Source organism: Escherichia sp. HH26CH (assembly GCF_009820205.1).
GTDB lineage: Bacteria > Pseudomonadota > Gammaproteobacteria > Enterobacterales > Enterobacteriaceae > Escherichia > Escherichia coli_F.
This window is the reverse complement of record NZ_VNXM01000066.1, coordinates 172,863-198,533: the sequence shown is the minus strand read 5'-3', so window position 1 is coordinate 198,533 and position 25,671 is coordinate 172,863. Positions and strand designations below refer to the sequence as shown.

The window sequence follows — 25,671 nt, the reverse complement described above, 5'->3', positions numbered from 1 at the left end:
AGGCCTACAAACCAGCACATCGCATTTCAACGGAAAATCAATACAACAACGCATACAGCTGGCGGCGATACTTCGACGCCAGCGCATCACCCGTACCCAGCGCAGCGAGGATCTCCTGGAACGTTTTACGCGTCTGACCGTCTGCGGCGGTGAGATCTTTACGCAGATGCCCAAACAGCAACTCCAGCGCCTCTTCATTACGCCCAACCTGATGCAGTTGCAGTGCCAGTTGCGTCGCCAGGGCGGCATCTTCTGGATTCTCTGCCACCTGCTGTTGCAACTGTTGAATTTCCGGCGTATCAGCCGCCTGCTTCAGCAGTTCAATTTGCGCCACCAGCCCCTGGTAGCGGGTGTCCTGATCCTGCAACGGAATGGTTTTCAGCACGGCTTCTGCATCTTCAGAACGGTTCAGCGCAATCAGCGTTTCTGCCAGCAGCAGGCCGATCTCCCCGTTTTGATTCGACAACTGCCAGGCGTCTTTCAGCAATGGCAGGGCGTCGGTGTAATTACCTTCCTGCATCAGCTGCATCGCCTGCTGCGCTTTCAGTTCTTCTTCGCGCGGCAGCACTTTATCCAGCAGGGCGCGGATCGCCTCTTCCGGTTGCGGCCCCTGGAAGCCGTCTACCGGTTGCCCGTTCTGGAACAGATACACGGTCGGAATCGCGCGCAGACCAAACTGGGCGGCAATCATCTGCTCCGCGTCGCAGTCCAGCTTCGCCAGAATAAATTGCCCGTTGTACTGCGCCGCGAGGCTTTCCAGAATTGGGGTTAACTGCAAACAGTGCTGGCTACGTTCAGACCAAAAATAGAACAGCACCGGTGTGGTCATCGACTGTTCAAGAACCTGTTGCAGGTTAGATTCGTTAATGTTGACAATATTTTCTACGGACATGGAGTCGCTCTCTGTTGTCGATATTTTCTTTGACATGGGGGCTTAAGCGCGCGCTTCAACTCACCCCTGCAATATTTTGTCCATCACGCGCCCCGGCAGCAGGCGCTTGAGCACCATTACCGCCCAGGTCACCAGCGTTACCGGATAGCGCATCTTCGGTTTCTCGCTAATAAAAGCATGGCGCACTTTGTCGACCACCGCTTCCGGCCCCAACGTAAAGCGGGCGGCGATGCCGGGATTTTCGACCGGTTTATCGCTTTGTGTCTGGTTGACGTTGTCGGTGAAGCGAGTACGAATGGGACCAGGTTCGATCAGGCTGACTTTAATTCCGCTGTGGCGCAGCTCCATGCGCAGTGCGTCTGACCACGCCTCCAGCGCATATTTACTGGCCGCGTAAGCGCCTCGACCCGGTGTGGAGATTAATCCCATCACCGATGAGGTCATCACAATACGCCCTTCACCGTGCGGTAACATAGCGGGTAACAGGCGCATGGTGAGCTGGTGTGCGCCGAAAAAGTTGGCAGAAAACTGCTGTTCCATCTGCGTACGGCTGATGGTGGAAAGGGGGCCATACATGCCGAATCCGGCATTGTTAAAGATCCCATACAGACAATTATCGGTCAGAGCGATCACTTCGTCGGCTGCGCGATCAACACATTCTGGCGAATCCAGATCGATCAACACGCCGGTGAATCCCATATTGTTCATGCGCTCAACATCATCCGGTTTCCGGCAACCTGCCAGCACATGAAAACCCTGGCGTTTTAATTCGAGCGCGCTTTCCAGGCCAATACCACTGGAACATCCGGTAATTAAGACCGATTTTTGCATAACTTTACCTGTCAGGATCTCCGTTGCTTTATGAGTCATGATTTACTAAAGGCTGCAACTGCTTCGCCATCCAGTCGGCAATAAACGGCTGGGCGTCGCGGTTGGGATGAATACCGTCATCCTGCATCCATTGTGGCTTGAGGTAGACCTCTTCCATAAAAAAGGGCAGCAGCGGAACATCAAACTCTTTGGCGAGTTTGGGGTAAATGGCGCTAAAGGCTTCATTATAACGGCGACCATAGTTTGCAGGCAGACGTATTTGCATTAACAATGGTTCAGCGTTGGCGGCTTTGACATCCTGCAAAATCTGGCGCAGCGTTTGCTCGGTTTGCTGTGGCTGAAAACCACGCAAACCATCATTGCCGCCCAGTTCTACCAGCACCCAGCGCGGCTGATGCTGTTTCAGCAGAGCCGGAAGGCGCGCCAGCCCTTGTTGCGAGGTGTCGCCGCTGATGCTGGCATTGACTACCGACGTTTTACTCTGCCACTTATCATTCAACAAGGCAGGCCAGGCCGCGCTGGCAGACATTCGATACCCGGCGCTCAGGCTATCACCCAGAATCAATAACGTGTCCGCTGCGGCGGCACGGAAGGTTAACAGGACCAGGAACAGGAAGGGCAAATGCCAGCGGAAAACATTGTTGAAGTTCATCATCTTAAGAAGTCCGTCGGTCAGGGGGAGCATGAACTCTCCATCCTCACCGGAGTTGAGCTGGTTGTCAAACGTGGCGAGACCATCGCGCTGGTGGGCGAGTCGGGATCGGGTAAGTCAACCTTGCTGGCGATCCTCGCCGGGCTGGATGACGGCAGCAGTGGCGAAGTAAGTCTTGTGGGACAACCGCTACATAATATGGACGAAGAAGCGCGGGCAAAGTTACGCGCGAAGCACGTAGGTTTTGTTTTTCAGTCATTTATGTTAATTCCTACCCTTAACGCGCTGGAAAACGTCGAGCTTCCGGCGCTGCTGCGCGGTGAAAGTAGCGTGGAAAGTCGTAACGGGGCGAAAGCCTTGCTCGAACAGTTAGGGCTGGGTAAACGTCTTGATCATCTTCCGGCACAGCTTTCCGGCGGCGAACAGCAACGAGTGGCGCTGGCGCGAGCCTTTAATGGTCGACCTGATGTGCTGTTTGCCGACGAACCCACCGGCAACCTTGACCGCCAGACGGGCGATAAAATTGCCGATCTGCTTTTTTCCCTCAACCGTGAGCATGGCACCACGTTGATTATGGTGACCCATGACCTGCAACTGGCGGCACGCTGTGACCGCTGCTTACGGCTGGTGAACGGGCAGTTGCAGGAGGAAGCATGATTGCACGTTGGTTCTGGCGCGAATGGCGCTCGCCGTCGCTATTAATTGTCTGGCTGGCGCTTAGCCTGGCGGTGGCCTGTGTGCTGGCGCTGGGCAATATCAGCGATCGCATGGAGAAGGGCTTAAGCCAGCAAAGCCGTGAGTTTATGGCGGGCGATCGGGCGTTGCGCAGTTCGCGCGAAGTGCCGCAAGCGTGGCTGGAGGAAGCGCAAAAGCGCGGCCTGAAAGTCGGCAAGCAGCTGACTTTCGCCACCATGACCTTTGCAGGCGACACGCCGCAACTGGCGAACGTCAAAGCGGTGGATGATATCTACCCGATGTATGGCGATCTGCAAACCAATCCCCCTGGCCTGAAACCACAGGCGGGCAGCGTATTGCTGGCCCCACGCCTGATGGCATTGCTTAACCTGAAAACGGGCGACACCATTGACGTGGGCGATACCACCTTGCGGATTGCCGGAGAAGTGATTCAGGAACCGGATTCCGGTTTTAACCCCTTCCAGATGGCTCCGCGTCTGATGATGAATCTGGCGGATGTTGATAAAACCGGAGCCGTGCAGCCGGGGAGTCGGGTCACCTGGCGCTATAAATTCGGCGGCAGCGAGAACCAGCTCGACGGCTATGAGAAATGGTTGTTACCCCAGCTTAAACCCGAACAACGCTGGTACGGTCTGGAACAGGACGAAGGCGCGCTGGGGCGCTCAATGGAACGCTCGCAACAGTTCCTGCTGCTTTCGGCGCTTCTGACCTTGCTGCTGGCAGTGGCAGCGGTGGCGGTGGCGATGAATCATTACTGTCGCAGTCGCTATGATCTGGTGGCGATCCTCAAAACGCTGGGAGCAGGGCGAGCGCAATTGCGTAAGTTAATTGTCGGTCAGTGGTTGATGGTGCTGGTACTTTCAGCCGTTACCGGCGGGGCTATAGGTCTGTTGTTCGAAAGCGTGTTGATGGTGCTGCTCAAACCTGTTCTGCCCGCCGCACTACCGTCTGCCAGCCTCTGGCCGTGGCTGTGGGCGCTCGGCACCATGACCGTCATCTCGCTGCTGGTGGGGCTGCGACCATACCGCCTGTTGTTGGCAACGCAGCCTTTACGCGTGTTACGTAATGATGTGGTTGCAAACGTCTGGCCGCTGAAGTTTTATCTGCCGATTGTCAGTGTGGTGGTTGTGCTAATGCTCGCCGGACTGATGGGCGGCAGTATGCTGCTCTGGGCGGTGCTGGCGGGCGCGGTAGTACTGGCTTTGCTGTGCGGTGTCCTGGGCTGGATGCTGCTGAATGTACTTCGCCGCATGACGCTGAAATCGCTACCTCTGCGCCTGGCGGTTAGCCGCCTGTTACGTCAGCCGTGGTCAACGTTAAGCCAGCTTTCGGCATTTTCGCTCTCCTTTATGCTGCTGGCACTGTTGCTGGTGTTGCGTGGCGATCTGCTCGACCGCTGGCAACAGCAGCTACCGCCAGAAAGCCCGAACTACTTTTTAATCAACATCGCCACAGAACAGGTTACTCCGCTAAAAGCGTTCCTCGCGGAACATCACATAGTCCCGGAATCGTTTTATCCGGTAGTGCGGGCGCGGTTGACGGCGATTAACGATAAGCCGACAGAAGGCAATGAAGATGAGGCGCTCAATCGCGAACTCAATCTCACCTGGCAAAATACGCGGCCCGATCATAATCCGATTGTCGCCGGTAACTGGCCGCCAAAAGCCGATGAAGTATCGATGGAAGAGGGGCTGGCGAAACGCTTAAACGTTGCCCTCGGCGATACCGTGACTTTTATGGGCGATACCCAGGAGTTCCGCGCTAAAGTGACCAGCCTGCGCAAAGTGGACTGGGAAAGTCTGCGGCCTAATTTCTATTTTATTTTTCCTGAAGGGGCGCTGGACGGGCAGCCGCAGAGCTGGCTTACCAGTTTCCGCTGGGAGAACGGCAACGGCATGCTGACGCAGCTCAACCGCCAGTTCCCGACCATTAGCCTGTTAGATATTGGTGCGATTTTAAAACAGGTCGGTCAGGTGCTGGAGCAGGTAAGTCGGGCGCTGGAAGTGATGGTGGTGCTGGTCACCGCCTGCGGTATGTTGCTGTTGCTGGCACAGGTGCAGGTGGGAATGCGTCAGCGTCATCAGGAGCTGGTGGTGTGGCGCACACTCGGTGCGGGCAAAAAACTGCTGCGCACGACATTGTGGTGTGAGTTCGCCATGCTCGGGTTTGTCTCCGGCCTGGTGGCCGCAATCGGTGCGGAAACGGCACTGGCGGTACTGCAATCGAAAGTGTTTGATTTCCCGTGGGAGCCAGACTGGCGATTGTGGATTGTGCTGCCTTGTAGCGGTGCACTGCTGCTGTCGCTTTTCGGCGGCTGGTTGGGTGCGCGACTGGTTAAGGGTAAGGCGCTGTTCAGGCAGTTTGCGGGGTGATGACAGGTGTTAGATTGCCTGATGCGCTAAGTCTTATCTGGCCTACGAAGATCGTGCAATATATTGATTTTGCAAGATTGTGTAGGCCAGATAAGCGTTCAAGCCGCATCCGGCAAAAACTATCAAGAATTGAGAAATAACATTCAATGAGGCCAGGTCCTGTCTTTTATCATACTTTTATTTCAGAGTTAGAAACGATACTCTCCTTTTCTTGCGAGTATAAAAAGGAGGATTAAATGAGTGTTAATTTTAAAGAGTGGGAGTTTTTTATAGATGGTACTGATCCAGGTTGGGTTATTTCAAATGCTGGTACAGATGAGGAACCTGAGTATTTATTCATCAATGAACTTACCGGACATGTTCTAATAGTAGATGTAGGGGATAAAGAGTATTATCAATTAATTAATGGTATGATTGAAAGAGGAATGAAAGTCGTTAAGGTAGAATATTAACCGCTATGCGCTGTGATGTTTGCTTTGTAGTTAAAATATATTTATTTTTTTGATGAGCATGAAATGCAAAATTTCAAATCAACTTTAGAAACGTATTATGATTGCTAATAAATCTCTGGGCGGGTTTCATTTACATTTTGAGAAAGATGATGCTCATGAGATGGTTTGTGCTCTTTATAGTTTATTGGAGACGGGAGCAAGCAAACCTATCAGACTGGAAAACATATCACCTGTAGCGTATAAAAATTTACTACTTTTACAATCGTCCAATGAAGATGATGTCCTGATACAGGACTCACTAGTAATAAAATTATACTTGTCGCTTGATTCAATAGATTTCGCCCTAAGCAAACTATCTTTATTTTTGACTGATGGTCATTTTTCTTCCCCTGAGTTTTGTGAATGTATGTTTAACAGTACAATCATCTCTTTGTATTTTATGGGAAGGGAGGTTTAGTAGAGGTTTACAAGGGGGAGATGTTGATGTGGAATAAATTAAGGTAATATAATGTCGAATTATGATTTATTGAAAGCATGGTGCGTTTGCCCTCGATGTGGAACGTCAGGACAGTGTGAAATTGAGATGTTTGTGCCATCTGGAAATTTAATACATTACAATCCTGGCGATAAACTTATTAATATAACCAGAAATAAACTTAAGGACGATTTTATCTCTGAAGGATATTGTGAATGTCTTTATTGTGGTAAAGACTTTTTTGTTGATATCTGGATAAAGGATAATATTATAACGTCTGTAACTGTTAACTCAAAAGGTGGATATATCTCGTGATTTATATCTCATCACATTTTTAGTAGAAGACTATTTTGGTGAGACGCATCTCGACTTTTTTTTGCAATATAGTGTCTTGAAAATGGAATTCCTGTTCACGAAACATATTCTGACTCGGAGGTGTATGGACTATTAAAAAATTCTGTTGAGTCAAAGGATTTCAGACAAAAATAGGAGGCTAATTATCCACGATAATAAAATTTTTGCTATTTGAGAATATACATATGATGAGGCCTGATGACAGAAGAATGGATGGATCGTGACGTGTTTGTATTGATTGTGAAATTATAGATGAATACCATCTGCCTTATAAAGTAAATTGAGGAAAATCAGAATATGTTAAGTGATACGTTAATACAATTCATAAATATACATAATAAATTATGGCATGACATAAGAGATTATAACGTAAAGCAAAATGGATTTAACCAGAGTTTATCTCCTGAAGATATTTCAATGCTGGAGTTTTTAGTAAAGAGTAAAATATTTCATTTAAAAGCTTACGAAATTCTTTTGCATGTTGCCCCAGACAATGCAATCGATTTGTTAAAAACACGCTACCTTTCCCTTGATCTTTCTAATAACGCAAAAGACCATGTGGCAGATCTTGAAATTATGCTATCTGATGTAAAAGAAACCCTCGGTAAACACAAGCTTGAAGAGATATTAAATTGTGTAGAATTTTTATTAATCAATAAAAAGAATCAGCGAGTAATAGATGCTATAGATTTTGCTCAGAGCAATGATTGAAATTAAAGAAGAGCAGCAATTGTTTGATTTATGAGAAAGAAAACCTTAAACCGGATGGTGACATCACACATCCGGCTAAACAACCTTTATGAAGCAGGAATTATTCCGCCCATCACTGAGCCTTCACCCACTCCGCCACTTCCGCCCACTCACCGCGAAAGACAACTTTTTCCGCTTTTTTCTCAAGCTGATAGCGATACATCGGGTCGTAATATTCTTCAAGCAGCGGCACCAGCCAGGCCAGATGACCGTCGGTGCTGCCGGTGGTGAGTTGCGTTGTCAGCGCAGCATCCAGCCTTGCAGCCAGTTCGTTATATCGCTGTAACCCCAGCCGACGCTTAATCGCCGAAAGTCCGTGATGCAAGTATTCGCAATACTCCTGCCAGCCCTGTTCGTCGCCGTACGCATGGGTAAAATCATGATGCATACGCAAGAAATACTCTTCGTTCAGGCGTTCAAGACGGATCTCAAACGGATCTTCTACCACCGCAATCGCCGCCTGAGTCATTCGCTCGCGCAGGCATTCCGGCAGGTGATTCGAACCGATCATCCGGCTTTCATCTTCCAGCACCCACAGGTGCAAATCCTGACGGGCATCGGTTTTTAGCATTTCGGCAGCCAGCAGATTTTCAAAACTCGCCTGGCTAAGTTGCGGTTGCAACGTGCGACCAAACGCCGAACCGCGATGACGCGCCAGCCCTTCCAGATCAACACCGTTCGGCTGTTGTTGCACTAACAGCGTTTTACCGCAGCCGGTACAACCGCCAATCAGCACTATCGGTTTTTGTGCCAGTTCAATAGTCGCCTGAATCGCCGTCTGGCGCAGTGCCTTATAACCGCCTTCCACCAGCGGATAATCAATCCCCGCTTCATGCAGCCAGCGTTGCACAATGTGCGAACGTTGACCGCCACGGGCGCAGCAGAGAATACCTTGCGGGTTTTGCAGGCATGCTGCCCGCCAGGCGTCCATGCGCTGCTGACGAATTTCACCCGCCACCAGTTTATGCCCCAGCGCCAGCGCCGCGTCTGACCCTTGCTGTTTATAGCAGGTGCCAACGGCGGCGCGTTCATCGTTATTCATTAACGGCAGGTTGATAGCGGCGGGCATTGCGCCTTGCTCAAACTCGATGGGGGCGCGAACATCAATAATGGGCGTATCAGCAATCAGCAGGGCACGATAGTCCTGTTCCGTGTGTCTCTCTTGCATAGTTAAAAGTGAACCTCAAATCAGCTTGCGCGCTATTTTACGCGCCAACGCGCAAGGAAACTTGATTTTTAACTGCGTGGGTTGCCGAAAATTTCTAAAAATCCGCTGATTTCCGGCCTGCGCTGAGTAAACAAGGTCACAATATCTTCTACCGCTTTGCCACTGCCAAATTTGCGCCATGCTAGACTCAATGGCGAAGGAGGGCGCATCGTTGGGATTACCCGGCTGACCAGTTGTTGATTATCGATCATTGACTGGCAAAGTGATTTTGGCAAAAAACCAATGCCAACGCCCGCCAGATGGGCGGCGATTTTCGTTTCCATATCGGGAACAATAATCTCTTTTTGCCCCGGCAAACGCCAGGCGACGCGCTTGGTTAAGGTGCGGGCGCTGTCTTCAATATTAACCGCCGGAAAGCGCCGCAACTGCGCTTCTGTTAGCGGCTCTTCAACTTTCGCCAGCGGATGATCCGCCGCCATGACAAAGCGCCATTGCACCGATCCTAAGGGATCAAGACTAAAGGTATTTGCCAGCGCCTCGGTTCCCGTGACGCCGATAGCCAGTGAAAAACCTTCGTACAATAGCGAGTCCCAGACGCCCATATAGATTTGTCGGGAGATGTGAAACTGGGTAAAGGGGTAACGTTCATTCAGCCACGCCAGCAGCTGGGCGACGGCCTGGGGGTTGTAGAGCAGGTTGTTGATGACAATATTCACCTGGCGTTCCACGCCATCATTCACCTGTTGCAGCTCGCTGGGCATACTTTCCAGCCAGCTCAGCCAGTCTCTGGCCTGAGAAAGTAGATGCTCGCCAGCCGCTGTCAACGTCACGCTGCGAGTCGTGCGGAAAAACAGCGCCACTCCGGTATTCTCTTCCAGAAGTTTAATGCGATAGCTGATCGTCGCCGTGGTTTTACATAGTCGTTCTGCCGCTTTTGAAAAACTTCCTGTTTCAGCAACCGCAATGAAAGTCCGCAAAGTTTCTGGATCGAACATCTTCAGGTATCCCCTTTTAAATCCGCAGGTTGCGTGATTTTCCTGTCCTTTGATTTACCTGTATTTTCACATGATAACCCTGTGTGATTTGTGGGCTAAATCTAGTTTTGGAAAAATATTCCAACTTTTGTGTTGATGTTGTTCTCTTAAGGTTTTAGATTGCCTGTTATTGAACCACATTGTCCGGTCGGCGGTGGTTGAACGGAATTATGTTACAAGGACAAAAAGATGAAACTTCAGGTATTACCGTTAAGTCAGGAAGCCTTCAGTGTTTATGGCGACGTAATAGAAACGCAGCAACGGGATTTTTTCCATATTAACAATGGCCTGGTGGAGCGTTACCACGATTTGGCGCTGGTTGAGATTCTTGAGCAAGACCGTACGCTTATCAGCATTAACCGCGCGCAACCGGCCAATCTGCCGCTGACCATTCACGAACTCGAACGTCATCCGCTGGGCACTCAGGCCTTTATTCCGATGAAAGGGGAAGTGTTTGTGGTGGTCGTGGCGTTAGGTGACGACAAACCAGACCTGTCAACCCTGCGGGCGTTTATTACCAACGGCGAACAGGGAGTGAATTACCATCGTAACGTCTGGCATCACCCACTTTTTGCCTGGCAGCGCGTCACCGATTTTCTGACCATCGATCGCGGCGGCAGTGACAACTGTGATGTTGAAAGTATTCCTGAACAGGAACTCTGTTTTGCGTGACGCCTGCAACCGACTTGCATAAGATAAATTAATTGTTCATTGTTTATGCTCACTTGTAGGTCGGAGTTAACGTAGGTATGACGGAAGTTAGACGGCGCGGCAGGCCAGGACAGGCGGAGCCTGTGGCACAGAAGGGCGCACAGGCGTTAGAGCGGGGAATTGCGATTCTGCAATATCTGGAAAAAAGTGGGGGAAGTTCGTCGGTTAGCGATATTTCTCTCAATCTGGATTTGCCGCTCTCCACGACCTTTCGCTTGCTGAAGGTTTTACAGGCAGCGGATTTTGTCTATCAGGACAGTCAGTTAGGCTGGTGGCATATAGGATTAGGTGTCTTTAACGTCGGTGCGGCGTACATCCATAACCGCGATGTCCTCTCCGTCGCCGGGCCGTTTATGCGCCGCCTGATGTTACTTTCCGGCGAAACGGTCAATGTCGCGATCCGTAACGGCAATGAAGCAGTATTAATTGGTCAGTTAGAGTGTAAATCGATGGTCAGGATGTGTGCGCCACTGGGCAGTCGTCTGCCGCTGCATGCTTCCGGTGCGGGCAAGGCGCTGCTTTATCCGCTGGCGGAAGAGGAGTTGATGAGCATCATTCTGCAAACCGGTTTGCAGCAGTTTACGCCAACTACGCTTGTGGATATGCCCACCTTGCTGAAGGACCTGGAACAAGCGCGTGAACTGGGCTATACCGTAGATAAAGAAGAGCATGTTGTAGGTCTGAATTGCATAGCTTCAGCAATTTACGATGATGTAGGTAGCGTTGTTGCCGCTATCTCCATCTCCGGGCCTTCATCAAGACTGACAGAAGATCGTTTTGTCAGTCAGGGTGAGCTGGTCAGAGACACCGCCCGCGATATCAGCACGGCGTTGGGACTGAAAGCACATCCATAGTGTCTGTCGCATCCCGCTCTGCGGAGCGGGTTTTTTTGACAAAATTTGAAAGTTGGAAAATTTTTCCAATTAATAGAGGTAGGAATAAAATGGCAAAAATGAGAGCCGTTGACGCGGCAATGTATGTGCTGGAGAAAGAAGGTATTACCACCGCCTTCGGCGTTCCGGGAGCTGCAATCAATCCGTTCTACTCAGCGATGCGTAAGCACGGCGGTATTCGTCACATTCTGGCGCGTCATGTGGAAGGTGCTTCGCACATGGCGGAAGGTTATACCCGCGCAACGGCAGGGAATATCGGCGTATGTCTGGGGACTTCCGGTCCAGCGGGCACGGACATGATCACCGCGCTCTATTCCGCTTCTGCTGATTCCATTCCTATTTTGTGCATCACTGGTCAGGCACCGCGTGCTCGTCTGCATAAAGAAGATTTTCAGGCCGTAGATATTGAAGCAATTGCTAAACCGGTCAGCAAAATGGCGGTTACAGTTCGTGAAGCGGCGCTGGTGCCTCGCGTGCTGCAACAGGCATTTCACCTGATGCGTTCTGGTCGTCCGGGTCCGGTACTGGTGGATTTACCGTTCGACGTTCAGGTGGCGGAAATCGAGTTTGATCCTGACATGTACGAACCGCTGCCGGTCTATAAACCTGCTGCCAGCCGTATGCAGATTGAAAAAGCGGTCGAAATGTTAATCCAGGCTGAACGTCCGGTGATTGTTGCCGGGGGCGGGGTCATCAATGCTGACGCAGCTGCACTGTTACAACAGTTCGCTGAACTGACCAGCGTTCCGGTGATCCCAACGCTGATGGGCTGGGGCTGTATCCCGGACGATCATGAACTGATGGCCGGGATGGTGGGTCTGCAAACCGCGCATCGTTACGGTAACGCAACGCTGCTGGCGTCCGACCTGGTGTTTGGTATCGGTAACCGTTTCGCCAATCGTCATACCGGTTCGGTAGAGAAATACACCGAAGGGCGCAAAATCGTTCATATCGATATTGAGCCGACGCAAATTGGTCGCGTGCTGTGTCCGGATCTCGGCATTGTCTCTGATGCTAAAGCGGCGCTGACACTGCTGGTTGAAGTGGCGCAGGAGATGCAAAAAGCGGGTCGTCTGCCGTGTCGTAAAGAATGGGTCGCCGACTGCCAGCAGCGCAAACGCACTTTGCTGCGCAAAACCCACTTCGACAATGTGCCGGTGAAACCGCAGCGCGTGTATGAAGAGATGAACAAAGCCTTTGGTCGCGATGTTTGTTATGTCACTACCATTGGTCTGTCACAAATCGCTGCGGCACAAATGCTGCATGTCTTTAAAGACCGCCACTGGATCAACTGTGGACAGGCAGGCCCGCTGGGCTGGACGATTCCGGCGGCGCTGGGGGTTTGTGCCGCTGATCCAGAGCGCAATGTGGTGGCGATTTCCGGTGACTTCGACTTCCAGTTCCTGATTGAAGAGTTAGCCGTTGGCGCGCAGTTCAACATTCCGTACATCCATGTGCTGGTCAATAACGCCTATCTCGGCCTGATTCGTCAGTCGCAACGCGCCTTTGATATGGATTACTGCGTACAGCTCGCATTCGAAAATATTAACTCCAGCGAAGTGAACGGTTACGGCGTCGACCACGTAAAAGTAGCGGAAGGTTTAGGTTGTAAAGCGATTCGTGTCTTCAAACCGGAAGATATTGCACCGGCCTTTGAACAGGCGAAAGCCTTAATGGCGCAATATCGGGTACCGGTAGTCGTGGAAGTTATTCTCGAGCGTGTGACCAATATTTCGATGGGCAGCGAACTGGATAACGTCATGGAATTTGAAGATATCGCCGATAACGCAGCGGACGCACCGACTGAAACCTGCTTCATGCACTATGAATAAGGGAGATAAATAATGTTACGTTTCTCTGCTAATTTATCGATGTTATTTGGTGAATATGATTTTCTCGCCCGTTTTGAGAAAGCTGCGCAGTGTGGTTTTCGCGGCGTTGAATTTATGTTCCCTTATGACTACGACATTGAAGAATTAAAACAGGTGCTGGCGAGTAATAAACTCGAACATACGCTGCACAATTTACCGGCAGGTGACTGGGCGGCGGGCGAGCGGGGTATTGCTTGTATTCCTGGCCGTGAAGAAGAGTTTCGGGATGGCGTAGCAGCAGCGATTCGTTATGCTCGTGCGCTGGGTAATAAAAAAATTAACTGTCTGGTCGGTAAAACGCCGGCTGGTTTCAGCAGTGAACAGATTCACGCAACGCTTGTAGAAAACCTGCGTTATGCCGCGAATATGCTGATGAAAGAAGATATTTTATTACTGATTGAACCTATCAACCATTTTGATATTCCTGGTTTCCATCTCACCGGAACTCAACAGGCGCTGAAATTGATTGATGATGTTGGTTGCTGCAATTTGAAAATTCAGTATGACATTTATCATATGCAGCGGATGGAAGGTGAATTAACCAACACTATGACTCAATGGGCCGATAAAATTGGCCACCTGCAAATTGCCGATAATCCGCATCGCGGCGAACCGGGAACCGGAGAAATTAATTATGAGTATCTCTTTACGGTAATTGAAAATTCTGACTACAACGGTTGGGTTGGGTGTGAATATAAACCCCAAACCACCACGGAAGCCGGTTTACACTGGATGGATCCGTACCGTTAAAACGTAACGCTGTTCAGGCAATGCTTTTTTAGGCCGCTAAGTTGGCAGGGGATCGTGTTGTCTGAATTCAGGAAAAGCGAAATTTAATAGAGGTTAATTATGAAACTGGGATTTATTGGCTTAGGCATTATGGGTACACCGATGGCCATTAATCTGGCGCGTGCCGGTCATCAACTGCATGTCACAACCATTGGTCCGGTTGTTGATGAATTACTGTCACTGGGTGCCGTCAGTGTTGAAACTGCGCGCCAGGTAACGGAAGCATCGGACATCATTTTTATTATGGTGCCGGATACGCCACAGGTTGAAGAAGTTCTGTTTGGTGAAAATGGTTGTGCAAAAACGTCGCTCCAGGGCAAAACCATTGTTGATATGAGCTCCATTTCCCCGATCGAAACTAAACGTTTCGCTCGTCAGGTGAATGAACTGGGCGGCGATTATCTCGATGCGCCCGTCTCCGGCGGTGAAATCGGCGCGCGTGAAGGGACGTTGTCGATTATGGTTGGCGGCGACGAAGCGGTATTTGAACGTGTTAAACCGCTGTTTGAATTGCTCGGTAAAAATATCACCCTCGTGGGCGGTAACGGCGACGGCCAGACCTGCAAAGTGGCAAATCAGATTATCGTGGCGCTCAATATTGAAGCGGTTTCTGAAGCCCTGCTGTTTGCTTCAAAAGCCGGAGCGGATCCGGTACGGGTGCGGCAGGCGCTGATGGGCGGCTTTGCTTCCTCACGTATTCTGGAAGTTCACGGTGAGCGCATGATTAAACGCACCTTTAATCCAGGTTTTAAAATTGCGCTGCACCAGAAAGATCTCAACCTGGCACTGCAAAGTGCGAAAGCACTGGCGCTGAACCTGCCAAACACCGCGACCTGCCAGGAGTTATTTAATACCTGTGCGGCAAACGGTGGCAGCCAGTTGGATCACTCTGCGTTAGTGCAGGCGCTGGAATTAATGGCTAACCATAAACTGGCCTGATACCCGCAATAAAAATGGCCGATATCAGAAAATGAATCGGCCAGCAATATTAAAAAAAGAAAGCAGCCAAAGATGTTGCTTCAGTATTAAAAATAATATTTTTATTTTATTTGTTCCTCATAGCTAGATTAAAAAGACGTTATTCGATACGTGAAATTAAGAGGGATTTATGGAACATCAGAGAAAACTATTCCAGCAACGCGGCTATAGCGAAGATCTATTGCCGAAAACGCAAAGCCAGCGGACCTGGAAAACATTTAACTATTTTACCTTATGGATGGGTTCGGTTCATAACGTTCCCAATTATGTGATGGTCGGCGGCTTTTTTATTCTCGGCTTGTCTACCTTTAGTATTATGCTGGCAATTATCCTCAGCGCCTTTTTCATTGCCGCGGTAATGGTATTAAACGGTGCTGCGGGCAGTAAATACGGAGTGCCTTTTGCCATGATCCTGCGTGCTTCTTATGGCGTACGTGGTGCACTGTTTCCCGGATTATTAAGAGGCGGGATTGCTGCCATTATGTGGTTTGGCCTGCAATGTTACGCCGGATCGCTGGCCTGCTTGATCCTGATTGGCAAAATCTGGCCGGGATTTTTAACTCTCGGTGGTGATTTTACCCTGTTAGGGCTTTCTCTACCGGGCTTAATCACTTTCTTACTCTTCTGGCTGGTGAACGTCGGAATCGGTTTCGGTGGTGGCAAAGTTTTAAATAAATTCACCGCCATTCTTAACCCGTGTATCTATGTTGTCTTCGGCGGTATGGCGATTTGGGCGATTTCGCTGGTCGGGATCGGTCCAATCTTTGACTACATTCCGAGCGGTATTCAGAAAGCAGAAAACGGTGGCTTCCTGTTCCTGGTGGTGATTAACGCGGTAGTTGCGGTCTGGGCGGCACCGGCGGTGAGCGCATCCGACTTTACGCAAAACGCCCACTCGTTTCGTGAGCAGGCGCTGGGGCAAACGCTGGGTTTAGTTGTGGCCTATATTCTGTTTGCGGTCGCCGGGGTATGTATTATTGCCGGAGCCAGTATTCACTACGGCGCTGACACCTGGAACGTGCTGGATATTGTTCAGCGTTGGGATAGCCTGTTTGCCTCGTTCTTTGCGGTACTGGTTATTCTGATGACGACTATCTCCACTAACGCCACCGGTAATATTATTCCGGCTGGTTATCAGATAGCCGCTATTGCACCGACGAAACTGACCTATAAAAACGGCGTACTGATTGCCAGTATTATCAGTTTGCTGATCTGTCCGTGGAAATTAATGGAAAATCAGGACAGCATTTATCTGTTCCTCGATATTATCGGCGGAATGCTGGGTCCAGTAATTGGTGTGATGATGGCGCATTATTTTGTGGTGATGCGCGGACAAATTAATCTTGATGAACTGTATACCGCAGCAGGGGATTTCAAATATTACGATAACGGCTTTAACCTTACCGCGTTCTCAGTAACTTTGGTCGCCGTTATTTTATCTCTCGGTGGTAAATTTATTCCGTTCATGGAGCCTTTATCACGCGTTTCATGGTTTGTCGGCGTTATTGTCGCCTTTGCGGCCTACGCCTTATTAAAGAAACGTACTGCAGCAGAAAAAACAGGAGAACAAAAAGTCACAGGTTAATTAATCCCGATATTGAACATTGAGTTAAAAAACCAATCTGTATTTTACAAGGAGTTTGTTATGTCTTTTGATTTAATCATTAAAAACGGCACCGTTATTTTAGAAAACGAAGCTCGCGTTGTAGATATCGCCGTTAAAGGCGGAAAAATTGCTGCTATCGGTCAGGATCTGGGCGATGCAATAGAAGTTATGGATGCGTCTGGTCTGGTGGTTTCGCCAGGCATGGTTGATGCGCACACCCATATTTCTGAACCGGGTCGTAGCCACTGGGAAGGTTATGAAACGGGTACTCGCGCAGCGGCAAAAGGTGGTATCACCACCATGATCGAAATGCCGCTCAACCAGCTGCCTGCAACGGTTGACCGCGCATCGATTGAACTGAAGTTTGATGCCGCTAAAGGCAAGCTGACTATCGATGCGGCGCAACTCGGTGGCCTGGTGTCTTACAACATCGACCGTCTGCATGAGCTGGATGAAGTGGGCGTTGTCGGCTTCAAATGCTTCGTTGCAACCTGTGGCGATCGCGGTATCGACAACGACTTCCGTGACGTAAACGACTGGCAGTTTTTCAAAGGCGCACAGAAGCTGGGCGAACTGGGTCAGCCAGTGCTGGTGCACTGCGAAAACGCGCTGATCTGTGACGAACTGGGCGAAGAAGCGAAACGTGAAGGTCGCGTAACCGCACATGACTATGTGGCTTCGCGTCCGGTATTTACCGAAGTGGAAGCGATTCGCCGCGTACTGTACCTGGCGAAAGTCGCCGGTTGCCGTCTGCACGTTTGCCACATCAGCAGCCCGGAAGGTGTTGAAGAGGTGACTCGTGCGCGTCAGGAAGGCCAGGACGTTACCTGTGAATCCTGCCCGCATTACTTTGTACTGGATACCGATCAGTTCGAAGAAATCGGTACTCTGGCGAAGTGTTCACCACCGATCCGCGATCTGGAAAACCAGAAAGGCATGTGGGAAAAACTGTTTAACGGTGAAATCGACTGCCTGGTTTCCGACCACTCTCCATGCCCGCCGGAAATGAAAGCAGGCAACATCATGAAAGCATGGGGCGGTATCGCCGGTCTGCAAAGCTGCATGGACGTGATGTTCGATGAAGCAGTACAGAAACGTGGTATGTCTCTGCCGATGTTCGGCAAATTAATGGCGACTAACGCAGCAGATATTTTCGGTTTGCAGCAAAAAGGCCGGATCGCCCCAGGAAAAGATGCCGACTTCGTCTTCATTCAGCCGAATAGCAGCTATGTTCTTACCAATGACGATCTGGAATATCGCCACAAAGTCAGCCCGTATGTTGGCCGTACCATTGGCGCGCGTATCACGAAAACCCTCTTACGGGGTGATGTGATTTACGACATCGAACAGGGTTTCCCTGTTGCGCCGAAAGGTCAATTTATCCTTAAACATCAGCAGTAATCTGGCCCCTGCAATGCCCGTCCTTGCGGCGGGCATTCTCCGGTTAAGGTGTGTTTATGTTCAATTTTGCAGTGAGCCGTGAAAGCCTGTTATCAGGATTTCAGTGGTTTTTCTTTATTTTTTGCAACACGGTTGTGGTTCCTCCTACGCTACTTTCGGCTTTTCAGTTGCCGCAAAGTAGCCTGCTTACGCTCACGCAATATGCTTTTCTTGCTACCGCGCTGGCCTGTTTCGCTCAGGCGTTCTGCGGTCATCGTCGCGCTATTATGGAAGGTCCGGGCGGCCTGTGGTGGGGAACCATCCTTACTATCACCCTTGGCGAAGCATCGCGCGGGACCCCGATCAACGATATCGCTACCAGTCTGGCGGTGGGGATTGCGATTTCTGGCGTGCTGACGATGTTGATTGGTTTTAGCGGATTAGGTCATCGCCTGGCGCGGTTATTTACGCCGTCTGTGATGGTCTTGTTTATGTTGATGCTGGGCGCGCAGCTGACCACTATCTTTTTCAAAGGTATGCTCGGCCTGCCGTTTGGCATAGCCGACCCGAATTTTAAAATTCAGTTACCGCCGTTCGCGCTCTCGGTCGCGGTGATGTGCCTGGTACTGGCAATGATTATTTTTCTGCCGCAACGTTTTGCCCGTTACGGCTTACTGGTTGGTACGATAACCGGCTGGTTGTTGTGGTACTTTTGCTTTCCTTCTTCGCACTCGCTTTCCGGTGAGTTGCACTGGCAGTGGTTCCCGCTTGGCAGTGGCGGTGCTTTGTTGCCGGGGATTATTCTGACGGCGGTGATTACAGGTCTGGTAAATATCAGCAATACCTACGGTGCGATTCGTGGCACGGATGTTTTTTATCCGCAACAGGGCGCGGGGAATACGCGTTATCGTCGCAGCTTTGTGGCGACCGGATTTATGACGCTGATAACCGTGCCGCTGGCGGTAATTCCATTTTCACCGTTTGTTTCATCCATTGGTTTATTAACCCAGACTGGCGATTACACGCGGCGTTCGTTTATTTATGGCAGCGTTATTTGCCTGCTGGTGGCACTGGTTCCGGCACTCACGCGACTGTTTTGTAGTATCCCCTTACCGGTGAGTAGCGCGGTCATGCTAGTTTCTTATCTGCCTTTACTCTTTTCCGCGCTGGTATTTAGCCAACAAATAACATTTACTGCTCGCAATATTTATCGACTCGCATTGCCGTTATTTGTCGGCATATTTTTAATGGCATTACCGCCTGTGTATCTGCAAGACCTTCCATTAACGCTTCGCCCTCTGCTCAGTAACGGCTTACTGGTCGGAATTTTACTGGCTGTTCTTATGGATAATCTTATTCCGTGGGAACGTATAGAATAATTTTTTGAAAAAGGATTGATAATGAAGATTGTCATTGCGCCAGACTCGTTTAAAGAGAGCTTAAGTGCAGAAAAATGTTGTCAGGCAATTAAAGCCGGGTTTTCGACCATATTTCCCGATGCGCACTATATCTGTTTGCCGATAGCGGATGGCGGCGAAGGAACGGTGGATGCGATGGTCGCCGCGACGGGCGGCAACATTGTGACGCTTGAAGTCTGTGGGCCGATGGGCGAAACAGTGAATGCTTTTTATGGCCTTACCGGCGACGGGAAAACGGCGGTGATTGAGATGGCTGCGGCAAGCGGCCTGATGCTGGTCGCGCCTGAAAAGCGTAATCCGTTGCTGGCCTCCAGTTTTGGTACGGGGGAGTTAATTCGCCATGCGCTGGATAACGGCATTCGCCATATTATTCTCGGCATTGGTGGTAGCGCGACGGTCGACGGCGGTATGGGCATGGCGCAGGCGCTCGGTGTGCGTTTCCTTGATGCCGACGGTCAGGTGCTGGCGGCTAACGGCGGCAATTTAGCACGCGTGGCAAGTATTGAGATGGATGAATGCGATCCGCGTCTGGCGAACTGCCATATTGAAGTAGCGTGCGATGTAGATAATCCGTTGGTAGGGGCACGCGGCGCGGCGGCGGTGTTTGGCCCGCAAAAAGGGGCGACGCCAGAAATGGTCGAAGAGCTGGAACAGGGGCTGCAAAATTACGCCCGTGTTTTACAACAGCTAACTGAAATCAACGTCTGCCAGATGGCGGGCGGCGGTGCTGCCGGAGGCATGGGAATTGCCGCAGCGGTATTCCTCAATGCGGATATTAAACCGGGTATTGAGATTGTACTGCGGGCGGTCAACCTGGAGCAGGCGGTGCAGGGCGCAGCGCTGGTGATCACCGGGGAAGGACGCATCGACTCGCAAACGGCAGGCGGTAAAGCACCGCTGGGCGTGGCGTCGGTGGCGAAGCAGTTTAATGTCCCGGTGATTGGGATTGCTGGTGTATTGGGTGATGGTGTGGAAGTGGTGCACCAGTACGGCATTGACGCGGTATTCAGCATTTTGCCACGTCTGGCACCTTTAGCCGAAGTGCTTGCAAGCGGTGAAACCAATCTCTTCAACAGTGCGCGAAATATTGCCTGCGCCATTAAAATAGGTCAGGGAATTAAAAACTGACTCTTACCTTTAAAGCGGATGCGATTTATATCGCATCTTTTTTTACCTGAATTGACTACAAAAAAAGCCACGGTATAAACCGTGGCAAAATCCAACATAGCTAAAAATAATCAGGCGTGTGGTATGACTTAAATCTCAACGTCGCGGTTACAATCCTTCGAATAAATATAACTAAACGCTTCACCACGCCCTACGCCATAACCGGCCTGTAAGGAATAAGCGCCCATAAAGATGTAATCGCCTTTTTTCACCGGGATCCAGTTATTGTCGAGGTTATAAACCCCCTGACCGGAAAGAATATAGGCACCGTGTTCCTGGACGTGAGTTTCGATATAACCGTGGCTGGCACCTGGCGCAAAAGAGAGGATATGCATGTTCATATCAAAACCTAACTCTTTGGGCAGAAAATCCAGCAGAATAACATCGTCCATGCCTTCATAATGAATGCGTTCCAGTTCGCTGGCATTGCCAGAAACCAGCCACGGCGCATGGCCTTCTACCGGAACATAGCGGCGCTTATACAAGAATATTTGGCTGTCTTCGGCCTGAGCATTAACAAACGTCATTAAGGAACCCGGCGGGCAATAAAGATAGCCACCTTCACTTAAGGAAAATGTTTTCCCTTCAGCTTCGGCAGTGATATTTCCAGAAATCACATACAGGAATGTTTCAATTCCTTTGCCACCGAAGCCCTGCTGATTACCCCCGTTTTGATGCAGTGTGACCAGATAATCAACAAAAGAGGCCCCCAGCTTTGGCGTGGAGAGGATTGTCGCGTCACAATTTTCAAAGCCCGGAATAATATTTTTTACCAGACCGTCCGGGGTTAACAGCGCGAAATTACCGTGTTTCACAATCGCACGGTTAGCCAGTAAATCATCGCGGTAACCGGTGACGTTATTTAAATATCCCATTTATAACTCCTTATTTCTGCCAGGCAAGTTGATAAAGCATGAGTGCCAACGTTTTGACCCCTTCGGCAAGGTCGGTAATATTGGTGCGTTCCGCCGGGTTATGGCTGATCCCGTTGATGCTGGGAATGAAAATCATGCAGGTTGGTACGCGAGGCGCGAAAATTTGTGCGTCGTGCCCGGCACCACTGTGCATCACCCGGTAATTCAGTTTTTCGCTTTCACACAATTCTGTCAGGGTGGCGACAAGTTCCTTGTTCATCGGCACAGGTTCTTCGTCCATCCATAAATCGATATCAATACCAATGTCCATTTCATCGCAAATCGCCCGCATGTCGTTTTCTAACTGTTGGGTAAAATCGCGCAACACGGCAGTGTCGGTATGACGACAATCAATAGTGAACGTGGTTTTACCCGGCACTACATTCACCGTATTCGGGCGCGGCTCCACCTTGCCAAAGGTCAGCACCAGCGGATCGCCCATCTTTTTCGCTTTCTCAACTGACTGATGGCAAATGCGACTGAAAGCGTAAACCGTATCACGACGATAACCCATCGGCGTGGTGCCTGCATGGTTTGATTCGCCGTTCAGCGTCACCGTATAGCGACGTTGCCCGACAATTGCATTCACCACGCCAATTGACTGCCCATTACTTTCCAGCACACAGCCCTGTTCGATATGCAGTTCGACAAAGGCTTTAATATCCTGACGCGGAGTTAGTGGGGCGTTCGGCAGAGTAAATCCGCAAGCCTTCATTGCATCGACAAAACTATTTCCTTTGGCATCACAGATATTCCGTACGTCGTCAGGATTCGCCAGCCCAAAGATATTTTTACTGCCCCAGAAGACATACGGGAAGCGGCTGCCTTCTTCTTCCGCCATTGCCACCACTTCGACCGTTCGCAGCGGCGCGCCGTATTGCGTTTTCAGCCAGTCAATCGCCAGCCACGCCGCCAGTGCGCCGAATTGTCCGTCGAGGTTACCGCCGTTAACCACGGTATCAATATGCGAACCGCTCAGAATCACTTCCTGGGGGTATTCGCTGCCGTTCAGGCGGCCGTATAAATTCCCCACTTCATCGAAACGTGTTTCCAGCCCACTTGCTGCCATTCTTTTTTTAAATTGCTGCTGGGTTTCCAGCCACTCCGGCGAATAAAGTAAACGGGTCATTCCACCCGTTGGGTCAGCGCTAAAAGAGGAAAGCCAGGGCAGCGTTTCTTCTATGGCTTGACGGAAATGTGTAATCATAAGAAAGTCCTGTCTCAACAATTATTGCGCAAAGGGATTTTTCGTTTCGTATGACGTGTTATAAAGCGCGTCGGAAATTAAATACTGGTAAATATCATCAACAATTTCGATGCCTTCGACGTCGGCTTTGCGTTGCTTAATATCCTGATCCTGTCCGGGATAATAAACCTGGTTAAAACCGGGCGCGGGGGTAATGGCATTTAATTCGCGCATGGTCTGGCTAAGATGTTGACGGAATAATTCGCTGGAGGAGAAAAAGTTCGGATTAATAACTACATGTAATTGCCCCAAATTACGTCCGGCGTGTAAATCGTCATACATCGAACTGACCTGACGCCCGAACGGTAAGCCGAGTAAGACGCCTGAGAGGACGTCGATCATCATCATCAGGCCATAACCTTTCGGTCCGGCAGCCGGGAGCAGGGCGTTAACCGCGAAGGGATCGCTGGTTGGTGCACCGTTTTTATCGACCGCCCAGGTATCCGGGATAGACATATTGCGCGAGCGGGCGTCGAGCACTTTTCCCCATGCCTGTACGGTAGTCGCCATATCAAAAGTAAGAATCTCGTCGCCTTCTCCCGGCGCGGCAAAGGCCAGTGGGTTAGTGCCGTAGTAAATTTCCGCGCCGCCAAACGGCACCACCATTGGATCGGACTGGCACATCGAAATGCCAATCAATCCGGCGCGGGCTGCCTGCTGCACAAAATAAGAGATTGCGCCGCTGTGACCCATCCGGCTGATACCGACCACCGCAACGCCTTTTTGCTGGGCGGTTTTGATGGCATGTTCCATACCCATTTTTGCCGCGACCTGTCCGGCGGCATTGTCAGCATGTAAAATTGCCGAGCACGGTCCGGTTTCTTCAAGACGAAACTCTGGTTCGCGGTTGGTGCCGCCTTTTGATATGCGCTCTGCGTAGTATTCAACGCGCACCGCGCCATGAGAGTGGATCCCTCTGGCATCGGCGTAAACCAATACTTCAGCCACGGTTGCAGCGTGCTCACGTTTTAACCCAGCCTGGCAGAGTTTATTCTCGATTAGCTGGTGGAGTGTTTCCCGACTGATTTTCATCTGTCTTCCTTTTTAACGACGGTGTGAAGCATGACTGCAATTAACATACAGGGAAAATATCTGGATTATGTGATCCAGACAGGCAAAAAAATATAGTTAGAATTTATTTGATAATCCGCTCGCTTTTAACCTGGTTTTTAAAACAACTATGCTTATTAAAAAATAACGCGTAATAGTCTGGCGGTTATTTGAATTCTTTTGTTAATAATGTCTGTGTGATATTCATCACCTTATTTACTCGTTGTCATCGATACCGTAATCGCCACATTAACACTGCTCGTGCAATTGCCATGGGTGCAATTTTTAAGGAGTTGTTATGATCCACGCCTTTATTAAAAAAGGGTGTTTTCAGGATTCGGTCAGTTTAATGATTATTTCACGAAAACTCAGCGAATCAGAAAATGTTGATGATGTTTCCGTAATGATGGGTACGCCCGCCAATAAAGCGTTATTAGAGACTACAGGTTTCTGGCATGACGATTTTAATAACGCCACGCCGAACGATATTTGCGTGGCAATTCGTAGCGAAGCGGCGGATGCGGGGATCGCGCAGGCGATTATGCAGCAGCTTGAAGAGGCGCTAAAACAACTGGCGCAGGGAACGGGCAGCAGCCAGGCGTTGACGCTGGTGCGTCGCTGGGACAGTGCCTGTCAGAAATTACCCAATGCCAATCTGGCGCTGATTTCAGTGGCTGGCGAGTATGCGGCGGAACTGGCGAATCAGGCGCTGGATCGCAACCTCAACGTGATGATGTTCTCCGATAACGTCACGCTGGAAGATGAAATCCAACTTAAAACCCGCGCGCGGGAAAAAGGTTTGCTGGTGATGGGGCCGGACTGCGGTACATCGATGATTGCCGCCACGCCGCTGGCTTTTGCTAACGTGATGCCGGAAGGCAACATTGGCGTCATTGGCGCTTCCGGTACCGGGATTCAGGAGCTGTGCTCACAGATTGCGCTGGCAGGTGAGGGAATTACTCACGCGATTGGTCTTGGCGGGCGCGATCTCAGCCGTGAAGTGGGCGGCATCAGTGCGCTAACGGCGCTGGAAATGTTAAGCACCGATGCGAAAAGCGAACTGCTGGCATTTGTTTCAAAACCACCTGCCGAAGCTGTGCGTCTGAAAATTGTTAATGCCATGAAAGCAACCGGCAAACCAACGGTGGCGCTGTTTTTAGGTTATATCCCGGCGGTGGCCCGCGACGAGAATGTTTGGTTTGCCTCCTCGCTGGATGAGGCTGCACGCCTGGCTTGCCTGCTTTCACGCGTTACGGCGCGACGTAACGCGATAGCGTCTGCCAGCAGTGGATTTATTTGCGGCCTGTATACCGGCGGTACGTTAGCCGCCGAAGCGGCGGGATTACTCGCCGCGCACCTTGGCGTGGTAGCCGACGATACCCATCATCACGGCATGATGCTCGACGCCGATGGTCACCAGATTATTGACCTCGGCGATGATTTCTACACCGTCGGGCGTCCCCATCCGATGATCGACCCAACCTTACGCAACCAGTTAATTGCCGATCTCGGCGCTAAACCGCAAGTGCGCGTATTGCTGCTTGATGTGGTGATTGGCTTCGGTGCGACCACCGATCCTGCAGCCTCGCTGGTAAGCGCCTGGCAAAAAGCCTGTGCCGCGCGTTCAGACAATCAACCACTGTATGCCATTGCCACAGTGACAGGCACTGAACGTGACCCGCAATGCCGCTCGCAACAAATCGCCACGCTGGAAGATGCGGGGATCGCGGTAGTGAGTTCGCTGCCGGAAGCCACCTTGCTGGTAGCGGCGTTAATTCATCCGCTCTCGCCTGCCACACAGCCACACACACCGTCACTACTGGAAAACGTCGCCGTGATTAACATCGGGTTACGCAGCTTTGCGCTGGAACTACAAAGCGCCAGCAAACCGGTTGTGCATTACCAATGGTCGCCAGTCGCCGGTGGCAATAAAAAACTGGCTCGTTTATTAGAACGTTTGCAATAAGGGGTT

22 protein-coding genes are annotated in these 25,671 nt (G+C 50.5%); 14 read left to right on the top strand and 8 right to left on the bottom strand.

Features of this window, described 5'->3' with window-relative positions; translation table 11 throughout:
- Positions 1 to 37: 37 nt before the first annotated feature.
- Genes cnoX through tesA form a run of 3 tightly spaced genes read right to left on the bottom strand, consistent with a single transcriptional unit; the run spans position 38 to position 2,375 of the window.
- A complete protein-coding gene (cnoX, locus tag FQ015_RS22110) occupies positions 38 to 892 on the bottom strand; it encodes a chaperedoxin (protein ID WP_001295322.1) in 855 nt (284 codons plus the stop codon).
- Between the two features lie 60 nt (positions 893 to 952).
- Positions 953 to 1,762 (bottom strand): NADP(+)-dependent aldehyde reductase, encoded by an 810-nt coding sequence (ybbO, locus tag FQ015_RS22105; protein ID WP_160524503.1) that lies wholly within the window; start codon positions 1,760 to 1,762, stop codon positions 953 to 955.
- Positions 1,752 to 2,375, bottom strand: coding sequence for a multifunctional acyl-CoA thioesterase I/protease I/lysophospholipase L1 (gene tesA, locus FQ015_RS22100; protein ID WP_001295836.1), 624 nt, complete (start codon positions 2,373 to 2,375; stop codon positions 1,752 to 1,754). Before tesA ends, ybbO begins: the two co-directional genes overlap by 11 nt.
- On the opposite strand from tesA, the gene ybbA reads away from it, so the two are divergent.
- The 4 genes from ybbA to FQ015_RS22080 all read left to right on the top strand — a co-directional run bounded on the left by ybbA (position 2,346) and on the right by FQ015_RS22080 (position 7,435).
- Positions 2,346 to 3,032, top strand: coding sequence for a putative ABC transporter ATP-binding protein YbbA (ybbA, locus tag FQ015_RS22095; RefSeq protein WP_001110581.1), 687 nt, complete (start codon positions 2,346 to 2,348; stop codon positions 3,030 to 3,032). The genes tesA and ybbA overlap by 30 nt on opposite strands.
- Positions 3,029 to 5,443, top strand: coding sequence for a putative ABC transporter permease subunit YbbP (gene ybbP / locus FQ015_RS22090; protein ID WP_039021123.1), 2,415 nt, complete (start codon positions 3,029 to 3,031; stop codon positions 5,441 to 5,443). The genes ybbA and ybbP overlap by 4 nt, the downstream gene beginning before the upstream one ends.
- Positions 5,444 to 5,679: 236 nt before the next feature.
- On the top strand, positions 5,680 to 5,895 hold the full coding sequence (locus tag FQ015_RS22085) for a hypothetical protein (protein ID WP_000115621.1): 216 nt from the start codon (positions 5,680 to 5,682) through the stop codon (positions 5,893 to 5,895).
- A gap of 1,126 nt (positions 5,896 to 7,021) precedes the next feature.
- On the top strand, positions 7,022 to 7,435 hold the full coding sequence (locus tag FQ015_RS22080; RefSeq protein ID WP_237427084.1) for a hypothetical protein: 414 nt from the start codon (positions 7,022 to 7,024) through the stop codon (positions 7,433 to 7,435).
- Between the two features lie 112 nt (positions 7,436 to 7,547).
- Here the strand turns inward: FQ015_RS22080 and mnmH are convergent, their stop codons facing one another.
- Positions 7,548 to 8,642, bottom strand: a complete 1,095-nt coding sequence (gene mnmH / locus FQ015_RS22075) for a tRNA 2-selenouridine(34) synthase MnmH (protein WP_039021569.1) — start codon at positions 8,640 to 8,642, stop codon at positions 7,548 to 7,550.
- A 68-nt stretch (positions 8,643 to 8,710) separates the two neighbouring features.
- Positions 8,711 to 9,637: an HTH-type transcriptional activator AllS gene (allS, locus tag FQ015_RS22070; protein ID WP_000460135.1), complete on the bottom strand. Its 927-nt coding sequence runs from the start codon at positions 9,635 to 9,637 to the stop codon at positions 8,711 to 8,713.
- A 228-nt stretch (positions 9,638 to 9,865) separates the two neighbouring features.
- On the opposite strand from allS, the gene allA reads away from it, so the two are divergent.
- From allA to glxK, 9 genes are all read left to right on the top strand, one after another.
- Positions 9,866 to 10,348 (top strand): ureidoglycolate lyase, encoded by a 483-nt coding sequence (allA, locus tag FQ015_RS22065; protein ID WP_160524502.1) that lies wholly within the window; start codon positions 9,866 to 9,868, stop codon positions 10,346 to 10,348.
- 77 nt (positions 10,349 to 10,425) lie between these two features.
- Complete coding sequence (gene allR / locus FQ015_RS22060; RefSeq protein WP_000141275.1) at positions 10,426 to 11,241, top strand: HTH-type transcriptional repressor AllR; 816 nt, start codon at positions 10,426 to 10,428, stop codon at positions 11,239 to 11,241.
- Positions 11,242 to 11,330: 89 nt separating this feature from the next.
- The gene (gcl, locus tag FQ015_RS22055; protein ID WP_160524501.1) at positions 11,331 to 13,112 is read left to right on the top strand and encodes a glyoxylate carboligase; all 1,782 of its coding nucleotides are present in this window, start codon (positions 11,331 to 11,333) and stop codon (positions 13,110 to 13,112) included.
- A 12-nt stretch (positions 13,113 to 13,124) separates the two neighbouring features.
- Positions 13,125 to 13,901: a hydroxypyruvate isomerase gene (gene hyi, locus FQ015_RS22050; protein ID WP_160524500.1), complete on the top strand. Its 777-nt coding sequence runs from the start codon at positions 13,125 to 13,127 to the stop codon at positions 13,899 to 13,901.
- 99 nt (positions 13,902 to 14,000) lie between these two features.
- Positions 14,001 to 14,879, top strand: a complete 879-nt coding sequence (gene glxR / locus FQ015_RS22045; RefSeq protein WP_039021571.1) for a 2-hydroxy-3-oxopropionate reductase — start codon at positions 14,001 to 14,003, stop codon at positions 14,877 to 14,879.
- A gap of 169 nt (positions 14,880 to 15,048) precedes the next feature.
- Positions 15,049 to 16,503 (top strand): allantoin transporter, encoded by a 1,455-nt coding sequence (locus FQ015_RS22040; RefSeq protein WP_000401151.1) that lies wholly within the window; start codon positions 15,049 to 15,051, stop codon positions 16,501 to 16,503.
- Between the two features lie 60 nt (positions 16,504 to 16,563).
- Entirely contained in the window at positions 16,564 to 17,925 is a 1,362-nt protein-coding gene (allB, locus tag FQ015_RS22035) for an allantoinase AllB (protein WP_088541939.1), read from the top strand.
- A 56-nt stretch (positions 17,926 to 17,981) separates the two neighbouring features.
- Positions 17,982 to 19,283 carry a uracil/xanthine transporter gene (locus FQ015_RS22030; RefSeq protein ID WP_032302608.1) on the top strand — a complete coding sequence of 434 codons (1,302 nt, stop codon included), beginning with the start codon at positions 17,982 to 17,984 and terminating at the stop codon, positions 19,281 to 19,283.
- Between the two features lie 21 nt (positions 19,284 to 19,304).
- Positions 19,305 to 20,450, top strand: coding sequence for a glycerate 3-kinase (gene glxK / locus FQ015_RS22025; RefSeq protein WP_039021573.1), 1,146 nt, complete (start codon positions 19,305 to 19,307; stop codon positions 20,448 to 20,450).
- A gap of 128 nt (positions 20,451 to 20,578) precedes the next feature.
- Here the strand turns inward: glxK and allE are convergent, their stop codons facing one another.
- The 3 genes from allE to allD are packed head-to-tail and all read right to left on the bottom strand — an operon-like array spanning position 20,579 to position 23,681.
- Positions 20,579 to 21,364: a (S)-ureidoglycine aminohydrolase gene (gene allE / locus FQ015_RS22020; RefSeq protein ID WP_000540966.1), complete on the bottom strand. Its 786-nt coding sequence runs from the start codon at positions 21,362 to 21,364 to the stop codon at positions 20,579 to 20,581.
- 10 nt (positions 21,365 to 21,374) lie between these two features.
- On the bottom strand, positions 21,375 to 22,610 hold the full coding sequence (allC, locus tag FQ015_RS22015; protein ID WP_160524499.1) for an allantoate deiminase: 1,236 nt from the start codon (positions 22,608 to 22,610) through the stop codon (positions 21,375 to 21,377).
- Between the two features lie 21 nt (positions 22,611 to 22,631).
- Positions 22,632 to 23,681 (bottom strand): ureidoglycolate dehydrogenase, encoded by a 1,050-nt coding sequence (gene allD, locus FQ015_RS22010; RefSeq protein ID WP_088541942.1) that lies wholly within the window; start codon positions 23,679 to 23,681, stop codon positions 22,632 to 22,634.
- Positions 23,682 to 23,997: 316 nt separating this feature from the next.
- Here allD and FQ015_RS22005 point away from each other — a divergent pair, with 316 nt between their 5' ends.
- Positions 23,998 to 25,665: an acyl-CoA synthetase FdrA gene (locus tag FQ015_RS22005; RefSeq protein ID WP_160524498.1), complete on the top strand. Its 1,668-nt coding sequence runs from the start codon at positions 23,998 to 24,000 to the stop codon at positions 25,663 to 25,665.
- The last annotated feature ends 6 nt before the right edge of the window (positions 25,666 to 25,671 follow it).

Coding starts and splice junctions, on each gene's coding strand:
- allA (WP_160524502.1), top strand. CDS start 9,866: ATGAAACTTCAGGTATTACCGTTAAGTCAGGAAGCCTTCAGTGTTTAT.
- ybbA (WP_001110581.1), top strand. CDS start 2,346: ATGCCAGCGGAAAACATTGTTGAAGTTCATCATCTTAAGAAGTCCGTC.
- FQ015_RS22085 (WP_000115621.1), top strand. CDS start 5,680: ATGAGTGTTAATTTTAAAGAGTGGGAGTTTTTTATAGATGGTACTGAT.
- allC (WP_160524499.1), bottom strand. CDS start 22,610: ATGATTACACATTTCCGTCAAGCCATAGAAGAAACGCTGCCCTGGCTT.
- allR (WP_000141275.1), top strand. CDS start 10,426: ATGACGGAAGTTAGACGGCGCGGCAGGCCAGGACAGGCGGAGCCTGTG.
- FQ015_RS22005 (WP_160524498.1), top strand. CDS start 23,998: ATGATCCACGCCTTTATTAAAAAAGGGTGTTTTCAGGATTCGGTCAGT.
- glxR (WP_039021571.1), top strand. CDS start 14,001: ATGAAACTGGGATTTATTGGCTTAGGCATTATGGGTACACCGATGGCC.
- cnoX (WP_001295322.1), bottom strand. CDS start 892: ATGTCCGTAGAAAATATTGTCAACATTAACGAATCTAACCTGCAACAG.
- FQ015_RS22080 (WP_237427084.1), top strand. CDS start 7,022: ATGTTAAGTGATACGTTAATACAATTCATAAATATACATAATAAATTA.
- glxK (WP_039021573.1), top strand. CDS start 19,305: ATGAAGATTGTCATTGCGCCAGACTCGTTTAAAGAGAGCTTAAGTGCA.
- FQ015_RS22040 (WP_000401151.1), top strand. CDS start 15,049: ATGGAACATCAGAGAAAACTATTCCAGCAACGCGGCTATAGCGAAGAT.
- allE (WP_000540966.1), bottom strand. CDS start 21,364: ATGGGATATTTAAATAACGTCACCGGTTACCGCGATGATTTACTGGCT.
- ybbP (WP_039021123.1), top strand. CDS start 3,029: ATGATTGCACGTTGGTTCTGGCGCGAATGGCGCTCGCCGTCGCTATTA.
- FQ015_RS22030 (WP_032302608.1), top strand. CDS start 17,982: ATGTTCAATTTTGCAGTGAGCCGTGAAAGCCTGTTATCAGGATTTCAG.
- ybbO (WP_160524503.1), bottom strand. CDS start 1,762: ATGACTCATAAAGCAACGGAGATCCTGACAGGTAAAGTTATGCAAAAA.
- allD (WP_088541942.1), bottom strand. CDS start 23,681: ATGAAAATCAGTCGGGAAACACTCCACCAGCTAATCGAGAATAAACTC.
- allB (WP_088541939.1), top strand. CDS start 16,564: ATGTCTTTTGATTTAATCATTAAAAACGGCACCGTTATTTTAGAAAAC.
- allS (WP_000460135.1), bottom strand. CDS start 9,637: ATGTTCGATCCAGAAACTTTGCGGACTTTCATTGCGGTTGCTGAAACA.
- mnmH (WP_039021569.1), bottom strand. CDS start 8,642: ATGCAAGAGAGACACACGGAACAGGACTATCGTGCCCTGCTGATTGCT.
- hyi (WP_160524500.1), top strand. CDS start 13,125: ATGTTACGTTTCTCTGCTAATTTATCGATGTTATTTGGTGAATATGAT.
- gcl (WP_160524501.1), top strand. CDS start 11,331: ATGGCAAAAATGAGAGCCGTTGACGCGGCAATGTATGTGCTGGAGAAA.
- tesA (WP_001295836.1), bottom strand. CDS start 2,375: ATGAACTTCAACAATGTTTTCCGCTGGCATTTGCCCTTCCTGTTCCTG.